This is a genomic window from Streptomyces griseicoloratus, from assembly GCF_014534645.1.
Classification (GTDB): domain Bacteria; phylum Actinomycetota; class Actinomycetes; order Streptomycetales; family Streptomycetaceae; genus Streptomyces; species Streptomyces griseicoloratus.
The window spans coordinates 47,852-60,129 of sequence record NZ_JACVQF010000187.1 but is presented as its reverse complement, the minus strand read 5'-3'; the positions used below and the strand labels follow the sequence as shown (position 1 = coordinate 60,129).

Below are 12,278 nucleotides of genomic sequence, written 5' to 3'. Positions count from 1 at the left end.
AGGGGGAGGCGCATGGACCTGGATGTGGCGCGCATCGAGAACGCCGTGCAGGTGATCGATCCGGTATTCCTCAATACCCCGCAGTACCTCGACGAGCAGCTGTGCAGGGCGTTGGGCGACCGCGCGGTGACGGTGAAGGTGGAGACGGCCAATCCGGTGCGCAGTTTCAAGGGCCGGGGCGCCGATCTGATACTGAGCACACTGGCTCCCGGAACGCCGGTGGTGTGCGCGAGTTCGGGCAACTTCGGGCAGGCCGTCGCCTACGCGGGACGCGCCCGCGGGATGCCGGTCGTGGTGTTCGTGCCCGAGACGGTGAATCCCGCCAAGCGCGAGCGGATGGAGACCTTCGGCGCCCGCGTCATCGCGGCGGGGGCGGACGGCCTGTCGGCGCGGAAGGCCGCGGCCGCCCACGCCGAACGTCATCCTGACCATCTCTACTTGCAGGATGGCCTCCAGGCGGCGATCGCTGAGGGCGCCGGGACGATCGGGGTCGAGCTGACCCGTGGAGCGCCGGGCGTTCCTGGCTTCGACGCCGTCGTTCTCCCGGTCGGCGATGGCGCTCTGATCAACGGTGTGGCGTGCTGGCTGAAGGAGCACGCACCCGACACCCGGATCGTGGGGGTGAACGCGGAAGGCGCCCCCACGATGCTGGAAAGCCTGCGCGCCGGCCGTGCGGTCCGCCTCGAACACGTCCGCACCTTCGCCGACGGCATCGCGGTCGGCGCCCCGCTGGAGACCTCGGTGCGGCGGGCCCGCGCGCTGGTGGACGAGATCGTCCTGGTGCCAGACCAAGCCATCGCCGCCGCCATGGAGCTGGCGGCGCGCACGCTGGGGATCGTATTGGAACCGGCGGGGGCAGCGGGCCTGGCGGCGATCGCCGAGGGCGCGGTCGTCGGCGACCGGTTGGCGACGGTGCTGACCGGTGCCAACCCGCGCCCCGAACAGGTCCGCGAGCTGGCCGCCCGGCTCACCAGCCCTGCACAGGCGTCGAGTCCCGCCGGACGCACGACCTTCTTAAGGGCAAGGGAGAAGAAATGAATGAGACCACTGCTGTGAAGCGGCCGCCGCAGCCGGACTTCTCGGCGATCACGACCGGAGAACTGATCGCCTACCGTGCTGCGGAGAACGGCTGGCGGGCGTCCAGCGCGGCGCGGGCGCTCCTTGGCGAACCCGATCCCAACGCCGCGATCGAGTGGCAGGACGTCGCGCTGCCGGGCCGCGTGCTGCCGGTCCGGGTGTACCGGCCGCTGCCGACGGGCGACGGTGAGGCCGCCGCCCGGAGCGACCTGCCGCTCGTGGTCCATGTCCACGGAGGCGGATTTGTGGGCACGGCGGTGCAATGCGACTGGACAAACAGCCGGCTCGCGGCCAGGCTGCCCGCGCTCGTGGTCTCGGTCGAACACCGCCTGCTCGCCCCGGGAACTCCGCTGTCGGCGGCCGCCGACGACGGCTGGGACGTGCTCCGGCATGTGCTGCGGCACGCCGCACAGTGGGGCATCGACCCGTTCCGCACGGCTGTCTTCGGGGAGAGCTGCGGCGCACTGATCAGCGCGCTGACGGCCATCCGGGCCCGGGCTGCCGGCCTGGACCTCACGGCGCAGGTGCTGGTCAACCCCGTGGTCGACGTGACCGGGACGATGTTCGACCATCCCTCGATCGCCGAGTACGCATTCAGCCCGACTCGTGCCCTGCCGCTACTGCGGTTCCTCCAGCAGCTCGCCGTCCCGCCGGGACACGACGCCGGCGCAGTCTCGCCGCTGTACGCGGATGACCTGAGCGGGCTCGCCCCGGCGCTCGTGGTCGTGCCCACCCAGGACGCAGTCGCCGACCACGGCCGCCACTACGCCGAGCGGCTGCGGGAGGCAGGGACCTCAGTACGGCTCTCCGAATACCCGGGCGCAAAGCATGCGTTCCTCACCTTGCCCGGCGTGGATCCACAGGCCGAAGCCGCCCAGGCGGAGATCCTCGCGTTCCTCCGCGCAGCCCTGGCAAAGTGATGGAGGAACGGTGCACCCCACCCTTGCCGGACGGCCCGGCGGTCTCCCGACTCGGCCTCGGCTGCATGAGAATGGCGACTTCCACATGACCTTGGGTGCCAAGAAGGCGAGGAGAGCGACCGGATGGGGCTCATGCTCTGCCCTGCGGACGACGACGTGGCCAGCCCGGACACCTCGTGGTCGTACCACGGGTTCCACCTGTTCAGGCAATGGCTGGCCCAAGCCGAAGGAATCGCTCTCCCCGAGATGGCCGGCTTCGGCGGAAAGCGTGCGTGGAGCAGCATCACCACGACGCTGGAACCGCTGCTCAACCATCCCGACGACGACGGCGACCTGGCTCCCGCTCAGTGCGCGGCCATGCTGCCCCGGCTGGAAGAGCTCGCCGTCGAGCGGCCCCAAGCCGCCGACGATTCCGACCTCCAACGGCGCCGCATCGATGACACCCGCCAACTGATCAACGTCATGAAGTACTGCGTCGACAAGGGCGTCCCGCTCGTTTTCTGCTGACCGGACCAGAGACGGTCACCATCCCGCGGGCCGACGCCTGGTTCGATGACGCGTACCGACGCCTGGACTTTGTCTGGGACACCTGGCCCATGACCGACGAACGAGATCGGCAGCCTCATCGGGCTGAGGGCTCGCCACGGAGCTGATCCACAGGTCTTGATCATCGTTCTGGCGGGCGTTGGCGCTGAACACCGTGCAGGCCACCCCGGCAGACGGCGCGGCTCGCAGCCGTCCGGGCGCCCAGAGCGTCCGAGGGCCGCCAACGCTTGGCGTTCTCCAGACCCCAAGCTTGATCTTGACCCAGTGATCGATTCCAAGGGGGGGCCGCGTGGACCGAGCGAGCAGGTGAGCTGTGGACGTCCGTGTATACGCCGCCAGTCCGGAGTGATCCCTCCGATCGATTAGGGTTCCTCAATGTTCGAAGGAAAACTGGTAAGACTGCGCGCACTGCGCTCCGAGGACGCTGAACACCATTTCCGGTGGCGCAATGACCCCGAGGTGGTGCGTTGGGCCGCAGGCGGTGACCCGTTGTTCGGCCCGGTCACGGCGGAAGCGATCCAGCTCGGCTTCGACACCATGCTGCGACTGATCCCGAGGGAGTCGGCCGTGTTCACGGTCGAGGACCTCGCAGACGGGACGGTGATAGGCATGGCCGACTACCGGGACCTCGACCCCTACGCCGGAGTGGCCACGCTGGGAGTCACCATCGGCGAGCGGGAGTTCTGGGGCCGCGGCTACGGCAGTGACGCGCTGCGGCTGCTCGTGGGCCACCTGTTTGGTGCGTACTGCCTGAACAGGCTGGAGCTGGACACCTGGAGCGGCAACGAGCGCGCCATGCGCGCCTTCACCCGGCTGGGCTTCCGTGAGGAAGGCCGCCGCCGGTCGGCTGTACTGGTGGAGGGGGAGCGCTACGACAGGGTGCTGTTCGGCATGCTTCGTGAGGAGTGGGCGGACCCCGCATGACGTCGTAGATGCCCTTCCTCGGGGTGTTGGCGGAAGCAAGCACGCGGTGCTCCGGTCCGAGCGGGGTGGCGGCGGCGACCGGGCCCGCCAGGTCCTCCCGCGCGCAGACCTGGTCGACCTGGCCGGGGTGGTACAGCATCCCGTCCGGGTTCACGCTCAGGTCGACCAGGAGGCCGCGGTCGACGAACCGCCGGACCACGAACGCCGTCACGTTCGCCTTCTCGCCGATCACGTTAGGGGTGCCGAGCGCGTCGGCGATCGGGTCGGCCGCCGCGCCGCCGGAGATCGGTGGCGAGGGCATCGCGGCCCGGATGGCGTCGGCGTCCAGAGCCTCCACGGCGGCCCGGGACCACCGGGACGGCGACGCGTCGGGGGCCGGGATCAGACCGGTGTGCCGGGCCCACCGGAAGGCGGCTGCGGGCACCTTCAGGCGCTTGACTGCCTGGCCCGCGTCGTACTTGGTCTGTCGGGGTCACCTCTCGCTCGGTCGTCTCGAAGCGGCAGGGCACAAAATGACAGAACAGCTGAAACTGTCAAGATACCAAAAAACAGGCAAGTCCGACTGTTCCGCCGCTAATGCCGTGCCCGCGTGTGCGAGGAAAGAAATCCACCGGCCGGACGCCGCCGGGGGTTCGGAACCCGGTCGTCATGGTCGGGCCGACCAGGACCCCGACCGTGAGGCCGGACGCCTCCAGCTCACCGGGCACGCCCGCGCCCTCGCCGCCGACGTCCAGCGCCACGCCGCCGCCCTGCCGGAGAACGACGGCCGAGGCCCCCTCGCCGCAGTCATCCTCCGCGAAGCCGCCGGCCGCCTCTCCCAACCGATCCAGGGCACCGCACACTGCGCCCAGAACCGCGCCCGGTTCGTCGGGGCCCTGTATGAACGCCTGGACCGCCTGGAGGCCGCGCCTGCCACGCGGACCGTCTGAAGTGCACCCTGGCGACCACGAGCCCGCCGGAGAGCCGGCAGGCCCGGGGCGGTTGCACTGCGTCTTCTGCCGACGAACCTGGACTCTTTGCCACTGATGTCGGATCCAGACCGAAGCAGGCAGGCTGAGGTTCCGCCGCGGCGGTGGCCCGCTCGTCGAAGCAGGCCACCGATCGTCCTGTCACGCGCGTACGCGGGCGTCCCGGCTCGTCCGCCGTTCCCAGCCCGGAAGCGGCAGGGTGCGGCGCCAGCTGGGGACCACGAGTGCGGCTGTCAGTATGGCGGCGACGGGCGTGAGGGCGAGGGGGAGGTAGCCGGTGAGGTGGCCGGCGTTCCCGGTCAGGGCTGGGAGCAGGGACGCCCCGGCTGCCGCGTACAGCCCGACGGCCGTGAGCCGGATGCCGGGGGAGGAGGTGCGGCAGACGCCCTTCCAGGGACGAGTCGCCGTGCCGGGGGTGGTCGCCTCCTGCGTCTCCCCGGCGGCGTCGGTCAGGCGGCGGATGTCGTCGCGGGGGACGGAACAGGTGAAGGTCCGGCCGTCAGGGGCGACGAAGACCGCCGGGACCGTGCTCTTGCCGTTCACCATGGTCCAACGCCGGGCCCAGACCAGCCAGCCGGTTGTCTCGCCGAAATCCGTCGCCAGGGCGAGGATGTCGGCGCGGTGGACACGGAGTTCGACCGAGTCGACACCGTCGACCATGGCGCTCAGCCGGACCTTGTCGACCACCTTGGTGCTGCCGGCCCGGCCGCCGACCGTGGTGTGGGCGTCGTGTACCGCGGTCAGCCGCTCCACATACCCGGCGTTCACCCGCCCCGCCGCCGCGTCCTCGGTCAGCAGCCTGCGCGGACCGTACTCCGCGACCCGCTCAGAGTTCACCATGGCGGCGGCCCAGCACGCCACGAGCAGGAGAACCGCGAACGGCATCAGCGTTCCGCCGTTCAGGGGCACGTACCAGGGCGAGAGGTACGACGAGAGGTCCTCACCGTCGTCTACCCAGCCGCCCAGTTCGGGGCGGCCGGGGGCGTGCAGGATCTGGACGTGCATGCCCTCCTGCGGGGACGAGCCGACGATCCCGCGGTCCACGGCGAGCAACGTGTGATCTGCCAGCTCGACTTGCAGATCGGCGAAGTAGTAACCGCCGCCGCTCCGCTTGCCCTTCCCGACGCCGGTGAACTCCTCGCCGTCAACCCGGACGACGGTCCCCGTCGACACCCGCGGCTGCGCGCGCTGGATCTCGTCGAGCGCCTCGCCCTGGGCACCGTCCGGCCGCAGCCCCACGAGGAACGCCGAGGCGATGGCGGTGGCAGCAAGCATGAGGGCGAACGCGGGACCGAGCGGGACGGGGAAAGACCGGGGGAGCACCGAGGGGATCGGCGGGAGCTCCTCGTCGAGGCCGGGGGCGGGCGGGCCCGGCTCCAGCGCGGGCGCCCGGCGCGTGGCCGCCACCCACCCCAGGCCGCACACGAGCGCCATCGTCATCGCGACCAGCATGTCGACGCGCGGCGCCGCAGCAGTGAACCGTACGACGGGAAGGAGAACCACCGCCGCCGCGCATATCAGCGCCGCCGACCCCCACCCGCGTGTCCAAACCGTGGATCTTCGCATCCCCCCATCCAACCTCGGCCTCTGTCTTGAGGGGAGACCACCAACACCTTGGGCCACTACCGGCTGGACGGCCGCTCCGCCGCTCTGTGCAGACATCTTCCGGTATCCGCCCAGCGCGAGATCACCTTGCCAGGGCAGGATGGGGTTACGGAATGGTGGGGAAGGGGAGGCAGATGACGACAGATATGCCGCCAAACGCTGATGCTCCCTCATCCACGCCTGCTCCTGCGCCCAGGTCCCGCGCCAGCTCGGCACCACGTTCTCATACTGCAGCCGTAGATCGTGGTCTTCAGGTCTGATTCGCGGCTTGTCGGTGGTAATGGCTGGCCTGGGCTCGGGCTTGGTGGCGGCGTCGCCAGGCGGACCAGCGGAGCCGGTGACCGCGTCGCGTATGGGCCGCACGAATGCTGTGAACAGTCGCTGGATCTCGTTGCAGGTGAGCGGGATCAGCCCGTCCGGGGCGGGATCGGCGGGCGTGCTCATCGGCGCGGACGACGGCGAGGAAGGCGTGAGCGAGCATGGCCAGGGTGACCCAGCGGGACCATGAGGTGAAGCGTCGGACCCGGTGCTCGTCCAGTCCGGCCAGGCCCAGCGGTGGCCGCAGCCTTCCCGCAGCCGGTCCACCAGCAAGATCACGGTCTACCGCTGCAGTACCAAGTCGCGCTGGTACCAGGGGCCTGACTTACCACCGAGGTCGGCCGGGTCAACCAGGACAAACCCAGCCTTGATCAGCACCTTCTGGGACGCGACATTCTCTCGGGAGGTGCCCGCCCGCAGGGTGCGCAGCCCGTGCCGCGCCACCGCCAGCCGGCACAGCTCCCGGACGGTCTCGGTCGCCACACCGCGTCCGGCGACGTGCTGCGCGACCCGGTAACCGAGCTCAGCAGTGCCGTTCTCGAGGTCGTACAGGTTGAACCGGCCCAGAACCGAGCCGTCCTCGGCAACGAGCAGGTAGAAGGCGCAGATGCCGGCCTCCTGCTCGGCCAGCAGGGCGCCGTACCGGTCGGTGAACTTGTCGAAGAAGTCGTCGCCGCGGTCGGGGACCGAGGCAGCGAAGTAGGCGCGGTTCTCCAGCTCGAAGGCCAGGACCGCCGGGGCATGGCCAGCATGCAGCCGCTTCAGCTTGGGCACCGCCCGACCCTAACCGGATGGTGGGCTCAGATCATCTGAGTTTTCGCCAGCGGCAGACAATCCCAAGACCAGTGCACATAACGATCTACGGCTGGAGTGCTAACCCCAACTCCGGGACGGGTACCACCTCACTATGGCGATCACAGACAGTTGTGGCGGCATTGGTCGCGGCGGTGGCTACCGTTATCGCCGCCATCATCGGTGGCGCGGTGACCTGGCACGGGGTTGATGCCAGCTCGGAGCACCACGTACGATGCCGCCCCACCCGCCGGATCTCGGGGAGAGGCGGCGTCGACGTGCAGCGGCCCGGGTCAGGCCGGGGCGGCCCGACCCCGAGGGGGAGCCGCTCGTGTCCACGCTGGCTCCGCTCGTCGTCCTGCTGGTCGTCCTGGTCGGCGCCCTGATCGCCGGCGCCGTCTTCTACGCGGTCTACCGCAGCCCGGACCTCTGCACCCCGATCATGGCGGGCCTCACCACGGTCGCCGCGTTCGCCGCCGTCCTCGCCGTCGTCGTCGCAGCTGGCGGCGGTGCCTGCCCCGGCCTCGTAGGAACCCTGCGGCGGCCCGTTGTGACGGCGGTACGGGGTCTGCCGCCATGGCTATGGGAAAGACACCCTGCCGAACCGGAAGGCGGCGCCGCCAAGACGACGACCACGCTGCATCTGGGCAGGGCGCTCGCGGCTCCCGGCCGCCGAACACTCCTGGTCGACCTGGACGGCCACGGCACGTGTCACTTCACGCCCAGCTTCCGCAGCGCGACGAGCTGTTCGGGTTGAGTCTGTCGCGTCTGGTCTTGGTCGTTCGATCCACTGTGCGAGGGCTGTGGCCATTCATCTACGCCCCATTGACCTTGCCTTGACCCTCGGGTCAGCATGATCCGGACCGCCCCCCACGCCGGTCCCGGCCGTAACGTCGTGAGGAGCCCGCCCCATGCGCACCTACCCGCAGAGCAGCCGTTCGCGAGCGCTACGCACAGCCGTTGCCACCGTCGGGGCCTCCGCCGTCCTCGGCTCCGTACTGGTCACTTCACCGGCCGCCGCCACGGTCACGGCTGCCGGAAGCGGGCCGGGCAGCTGCAAGGTCTCCGACGATCCGTCCTGGTCTGGCTGGACCGACCATGCTCAACTCGGCGCCACACTGCAGCAGATCGAGGAGACCAGCAAGGGCCGGGTGCAGGTCGAGGTCGCCGGGCGCACCACCCAGGGCCGCGAACTGTGGGCCGCGCGAGTGGGCACCGGCCCCCGCGTCCTGATGGTGACCAGCGCGATTCACGGCAACGAGCGCACGGGCACGGAGGCCCTCATCGGCATCCTCAAGGAGCTCGGTTCCGGCTCTGGTCCGAAGACCGCCGAACTCCTCAGCAAGGTCACCCTGGTTGCCATGCCGATGGTGAACCCGGACGGCGGCGAGCTCAACCGTCGTATCAACGTACGCTCCTGGGACCAGACGGTCGCGCAGTTCCCCCAGCTGGCCGGGGCACCGCGGGCCTGGTACCACAGCCTCAGGGGTGACGGCATCGACCAGCCCGGCTATGACCTCAACCGGGACTTCAACCCGGATCTGAACTACGTCCCGCGGGCCTCCGACCTCCCCGGCACGCAGACCGACGCCGGCTTCTTCCTTTCCCCCGAGTCGCGGGCGATCCGTGACACCTATGTGAAGATGCGCAATGAGAAGGGATCTGTCGACGCCTTCATCGATCTGCACCACATGGGTCCCTGCGAGCGCATCACGGGCGGCCCTCAGGACGGCAAGCTGATCACGGTCTCGCTGGACTACCCGCCGCTCGGCGTGAACGACGGCGCCAAGTACAAGAAGCAGTGGCCGAAGCTGGACCAGGACAAGTCCCGCCGCTATGCGCTCGCGGTGGCCAATGGCATCGCCGACGCATACGGCGAGCAGTCGAGGCTCGCCGCGGCCGGCCGCTATCTCCACCCCGACGCGCGCGAATACGCCGGCCAGGGCCGCTCCGCCTTCGCCCTCAACGGAACCGGCACAGTCCTCTTCGAAGTCCGCGGGCAGCAGGACGACTTGGGACAACAGCAGCGCGGCATGTTCGTCCAGTCCGTACGCACCGGAGTGGAGTCCCTGATGACGGGCCTGGCCACGGGCAGCGCCGACCAGGTCGACGGGGACGACTTCTTCAAGCTGCCGGACTACGGGTGGGAGACCACGGCGGACTGACCATGGTGGAACGGGTCCCGTGCGCAGGCACCTGGGTTTCGAAGGGCACGTGACGTTGGAGCTCGGCAACATGCCCCCCCTTCCCCCGCTGCTCCGACCTGGCATCAAGATCGGGCAACTCTGCGTCTTCCAGATGAGCTCGCCAGCAGAGTCGGCCTACGGCACGAAGGGGCTCGGCTCCCGCTATCAAATGCAGGAAGGTGACCTGCTCGCGCGGGAGGTCGAGGACCAGTCCGAGGTCCTCGACGGACAGGACGGCCCCGCCCCGGCCTCGGAGCGGGGTGCCGTCCCGGTCAGTCCCTCGGATCCTGGCTCGTCCGGCCCTTCCGGGGGAGGAGGGCCGCCGCGACGCCCGGCCGGCAGGTCCGGCGCGGCTCCGGGGCGTCGAGAAGGGCGGCGGTGACGACCTCCGCGAAGGCGAGCGCCCCGCTCTCGTCGACATCGGTGAGCAACCGCACGACACCACGAGTTCAATCTCAGCAGACCATGAGGCGGGTCACACAGACACGTCTGGCGTACCGGGCGTCAGGGTGCGCCCGTGGGCTGGCCGTGAGGCCGTCGGGCACAAGCCCTGGTGGCTCAGCTTCGAGGTGCCCCGCCACCCGTGAATGAGTGGGGAGCAGCCCCCTGTCCGGAAACGGCAGCACTGAAGGTGTCAGCAATGCCGCTGCCCCCCGTCAGCGTCTACGGGTCGAGCCGAGCGCTGATCGTCTTCTCCAACTCGCCCATGGTGCGTACGAACGCGCTCTCCAGGTCGATGCCGTAGCGGTGGGCAAGGATCAGCACCGACCACAGGCAGTCGGCCAGTTCGTGCTCCAGCGCAGCCTGGCTGTCCGGCCGACCCGACCGCGCCCCCTCCTGGACCAAAACCTGCTTGGCCAGATCACCGACGTCCCCCATGAAGCCGAGTCCCGAGGAACTCCACGACCAGGTTCGGTCGTACGGGGTGCCAGTCCAGCTCCCAGGGCGGCGCTCCCCAGCCGGCGCTGCAGCGGCGGCCGTACCACGGGTGCTCAACAGCCACTGCTGTGCCGCAGCCCGGTCCGGCGTGCTGGGGCACAGGGTGAAGGGCGCAGCGAGGTCGCCCCGGGCGAAGAGGTCTTCGAGGACGGCACGCCGGTCCCGGTACGGGCGGGTCAGGAGTTCCGTCCCGCCGGTCTCCAGGACATCGAACGCGCCCAGGTAGGCGGGGAGCTCGGCGGCGGCCTGGGCGGCGCTGCGGCCCCGGCGCCGCGCACGGCGCTGCAGCTCGCCGACGTCGCGCCGCCCGTGTGTGGTGACGACCAGTTCGCCGTTCATGTGGGCTGCCGCGTCTGTCTCATCGACGGCCCTCCTTTAGGGAGGCGAGGCGACTTCGACGTGCTCCTTCCACCGGTGCGGGAGTCAGGACACGTTGTCGCCGTGGGTCAGCGTCTCCCAGGCGACGAAGAGGTTGTTCGTCCCCATCGGGCGGCGGGCCAGGGTGTATGTCTCCGTGTTGGTCATGGCGTGGCCGAGGCGGTTGTGCAGGGCGTTGTAGCCGACCTCGGTGACCGGCCCCAGGCCCCGCTTGACCGTGCCGCCGCAGAGCCAGGACGGCGGCTGGTTCAGTTCGTACGTGGCGTGGAAGCCGAGGGCGTGGCGGATCCGCTCGCCGAACTCGGGGTAGAGGTCCTGGCCTTGGATGCGTGAGGTCTCGGCGACCTGGGCCATGGCGGCGATGCCGTAGCCGGTGTGCGTGAAGTCGCGGCAGGTCTCCTGGGAGAGGCCGTTGACGAAGGTGGTCTGGCCGTGCCAGTAGGCGATGATCTCGTCGCGGGTGTCGCGCCCGTCGCCCGGTTTGGTGCGCGGCAGGGCACCGTCGGAGGTCAGGTAGACGTACGCGGGGACGCGGTTGCGGTAGAGCGCGACGGCTCGGTCGTAGATCGCCTTGTCGTCGAGGAAGACCCCGATGCCGATGATGGCCTGGATCATGCTCAACTCCCAGTTGCCGTTGGAGTTGGAGCCGTTCTGGATCTCCGGGTAGTAGACGGTGCGCAGCATGGTGGCGAAGCGGCCTGCGTTCGGCCAGTCGGCGTAGGCGTGCTTGATGATCTCGGCGGCCTTGGGCCAGGAGGAGGCCGCCCAGGCTGTCTGGAGCGGCGCGTTGCTGTTGGTGTGGTCCCGGACGATGGCCGACCAGGCGTCCATGATCTGGATCGCCTTGCGGGCGTGAGCGGCGTCCCGCGTGACGTACCAGGCGAGCGCGTGGGTGTACGCGGCGATGGCGTCCTCGCGCTCGTCCGTGCAGCCGAGGTTGGGGTTGGAGTACGAGCCGCACTCCACGACGGCGCGCGGGTGGGGCGTGTAGGAGAGCGACGCGTACCGCGAGCTCATCATCTGGCTGAAGGCCGCGGCCTGCGGGGAGGCGCCCGCGTTCACCCGGGCGCGCATGGTGTCGAGCTGGGCCCGGCTGACGCCGACGCCTGGGTGGGTGAACACGTCGGGGGCGGCCTGTGCGGCCGGGACGGCGGCGGAAGCGGGGGCAGGGGCGGCGGAGGTGGACCGGGCGGCCGAGGCCGGCGCCGCGAGGACGCCGGCCATCAGCGCGCCGAGCGCTGCGAGCAGAGCGGGCTTCAGGACTCTTCCAGCCATGGGGGGTTGCCTTTCTGACGGCACTGACGAGTCTGCTGACACCGACGACACACGCGTTCATGTATGCGATCGGCTTACGGCGATGTGAATGGCGCTGTGGCCGGGAAACTAGCGACCCATCATGAACACGTCAAGGTCTAGACCTAGGTGGCGTCTTGCCGATCACGTATCGAGCCAGATGAGTGTGAGCGGCATCCGTCAGGCGCCAGAGGGCCTTGCTGCCGGAACTCGGTCCGCACCTGGCCCGTGCCCACCGCACGACAACAGCCGAGTACTGGGCCGAACACCGGCTCCCGGCCACGACCGTGCTCGTGGCCACGGACGCGGCGTCGCCCTGTCCCAGGCCCGCA

12 protein-coding genes and 3 pseudogenes are annotated in these 12,278 nt (G+C 69.9%); 7 read left to right on the top strand and 8 right to left on the bottom strand.

Features of this window, described 5'->3' with window-relative positions:
* Nucleotides 1-12 precede the first annotated feature (12 nt).
* The 4 genes from H0H10_RS13960 (at nucleotide 13) to H0H10_RS13945 (ending at nucleotide 3,467) form a co-directional block, all read left to right on the top strand.
* Nucleotides 13-1,038, top strand: coding sequence for a threonine ammonia-lyase (locus H0H10_RS13960; RefSeq protein ID WP_188181248.1), 1,026 nt, complete (start codon nucleotides 13-15; stop codon nucleotides 1,036-1,038).
* On the top strand, nucleotides 1,035-1,997 hold the full coding sequence (locus H0H10_RS13955) for an alpha/beta hydrolase (RefSeq protein WP_188181247.1): 963 nt from the start codon (nucleotides 1,035-1,037) through the stop codon (nucleotides 1,995-1,997). The genes H0H10_RS13960 and H0H10_RS13955 overlap by 4 nt, the downstream gene beginning before the upstream one ends.
* Nucleotides 1,998-2,120: 123 nt before the next feature.
* The gene (locus tag H0H10_RS13950; protein ID WP_188181246.1) at nucleotides 2,121-2,504 is read left to right on the top strand and encodes a hypothetical protein; all 384 of its coding nucleotides are present in this window, start codon (nucleotides 2,121-2,123) and stop codon (nucleotides 2,502-2,504) included.
* Nucleotides 2,505-2,918: 414 nt separating this feature from the next.
* Complete coding sequence (locus H0H10_RS13945) at nucleotides 2,919-3,467, top strand: GNAT family N-acetyltransferase (protein ID WP_188181245.1); 549 nt, start codon at nucleotides 2,919-2,921, stop codon at nucleotides 3,465-3,467.
* A gap of 49 nt (nucleotides 3,468-3,516) precedes the next feature.
* On the opposite strand, the pseudogene H0H10_RS40740 reads toward H0H10_RS13945, so the two are convergent.
* A pseudogene (locus H0H10_RS40740) lies at nucleotides 3,517-3,897 on the bottom strand (hypothetical protein); the annotation flags it as partial.
* Between the two features lie 151 nt (nucleotides 3,898-4,048).
* Here H0H10_RS40740 and H0H10_RS13940 point away from each other — a divergent pair.
* Entirely contained in the window at nucleotides 4,049-4,396 is a 348-nt protein-coding gene (locus H0H10_RS13940; protein ID WP_309141790.1) for a hypothetical protein, read from the top strand.
* Nucleotides 4,397-4,576: 180 nt separating this feature from the next.
* Here the strand turns inward: H0H10_RS13940 and H0H10_RS13935 are convergent, their stop codons facing one another.
* The 3 genes and pseudogenes from H0H10_RS13935 to H0H10_RS13925 all read right to left on the bottom strand — a co-directional run bounded on the left by H0H10_RS13935 (nucleotide 4,577) and on the right by H0H10_RS13925 (nucleotide 7,132).
* Nucleotides 4,577-5,938, bottom strand: a complete 1,362-nt coding sequence (locus H0H10_RS13935) for a hypothetical protein (RefSeq protein ID WP_188181244.1) — start codon at nucleotides 5,936-5,938, stop codon at nucleotides 4,577-4,579.
* Nucleotides 5,939-6,290: 352 nt separating this feature from the next.
* A pseudogene (locus H0H10_RS13930) lies at nucleotides 6,291-6,590 on the bottom strand (IS701 family transposase); the annotation flags it as partial.
* Nucleotides 6,591-6,640: 50 nt separating this feature from the next.
* Nucleotides 6,641-7,132 carry a GNAT family N-acetyltransferase gene (locus H0H10_RS13925; protein ID WP_188181243.1) on the bottom strand — a complete coding sequence of 164 codons (492 nt, stop codon included), beginning with the start codon at nucleotides 7,130-7,132 and terminating at the stop codon, nucleotides 6,641-6,643.
* 349 nt (nucleotides 7,133-7,481) lie between these two features.
* Here H0H10_RS13925 and H0H10_RS39870 point away from each other — a divergent pair, with 349 nt between their 5' ends.
* Nucleotides 7,482-7,907 carry a ParA family protein gene (locus H0H10_RS39870; protein WP_309141789.1) on the top strand — a complete coding sequence of 142 codons (426 nt, stop codon included), beginning with the start codon at nucleotides 7,482-7,484 and terminating at the stop codon, nucleotides 7,905-7,907.
* A 154-nt stretch (nucleotides 7,908-8,061) separates the two neighbouring features.
* A complete protein-coding gene (locus H0H10_RS13915; RefSeq protein ID WP_188181242.1) occupies nucleotides 8,062-9,315 on the top strand; it encodes a M14 family zinc carboxypeptidase in 1,254 nt (417 codons plus the stop codon).
* A gap of 293 nt (nucleotides 9,316-9,608) precedes the next feature.
* Here the strand turns inward: H0H10_RS13915 and H0H10_RS13910 are convergent, their stop codons facing one another.
* The 4 genes and pseudogenes from H0H10_RS13910 to H0H10_RS13895 all read right to left on the bottom strand — a co-directional run bounded on the left by H0H10_RS13910 (nucleotide 9,609) and on the right by H0H10_RS13895 (nucleotide 11,928).
* On the bottom strand, nucleotides 9,609-9,767 hold the full coding sequence (locus tag H0H10_RS13910) for a hypothetical protein (RefSeq protein ID WP_188181241.1): 159 nt from the start codon (nucleotides 9,765-9,767) through the stop codon (nucleotides 9,609-9,611).
* Nucleotides 9,768-9,999: 232 nt separating this feature from the next.
* Entirely contained in the window at nucleotides 10,000-10,215 is a 216-nt protein-coding gene (locus H0H10_RS40735; RefSeq protein WP_188181479.1) for a MazG nucleotide pyrophosphohydrolase domain-containing protein, read from the bottom strand.
* Between the two features lie 147 nt (nucleotides 10,216-10,362).
* A pseudogene (locus tag H0H10_RS40730) lies at nucleotides 10,363-10,620 on the bottom strand (ATP-dependent DNA ligase); the annotation flags it as partial.
* A gap of 78 nt (nucleotides 10,621-10,698) precedes the next feature.
* Nucleotides 10,699-11,928 (bottom strand): alginate lyase family protein, encoded by a 1,230-nt coding sequence (locus H0H10_RS13895; protein WP_188181240.1) that lies wholly within the window; start codon nucleotides 11,926-11,928, stop codon nucleotides 10,699-10,701.
* Nucleotides 11,929-12,278 lie beyond the last annotated feature (350 nt).

Excerpts from the sequence above, each read along its gene's own strand:
- H0H10_RS13960 (WP_188181248.1), top strand. The coding sequence starts at position 13 with ATGGACCTGGATGTGGCGCGCATCGAGAACGCCGTGCAGGTGATCGAT.
- H0H10_RS13955 (WP_188181247.1), top strand. The coding sequence starts at position 1,035 with ATGAATGAGACCACTGCTGTGAAGCGGCCGCCGCAGCCGGACTTCTCG.
- H0H10_RS13950 (WP_188181246.1), top strand. The coding sequence starts at position 2,121 with ATGGGGCTCATGCTCTGCCCTGCGGACGACGACGTGGCCAGCCCGGAC.
- H0H10_RS13945 (WP_188181245.1), top strand. The coding sequence starts at position 2,919 with ATGTTCGAAGGAAAACTGGTAAGACTGCGCGCACTGCGCTCCGAGGAC.
- H0H10_RS13915 (WP_188181242.1), top strand. The coding sequence starts at position 8,062 with ATGCGCACCTACCCGCAGAGCAGCCGTTCGCGAGCGCTACGCACAGCC.
- H0H10_RS40735 (WP_188181479.1), bottom strand. The coding sequence starts at position 10,215 with ATGGGGGACGTCGGTGATCTGGCCAAGCAGGTTTTGGTCCAGGAGGGG.
- H0H10_RS13895 (WP_188181240.1), bottom strand. The coding sequence starts at position 11,928 with ATGGCTGGAAGAGTCCTGAAGCCCGCTCTGCTCGCAGCGCTCGGCGCG.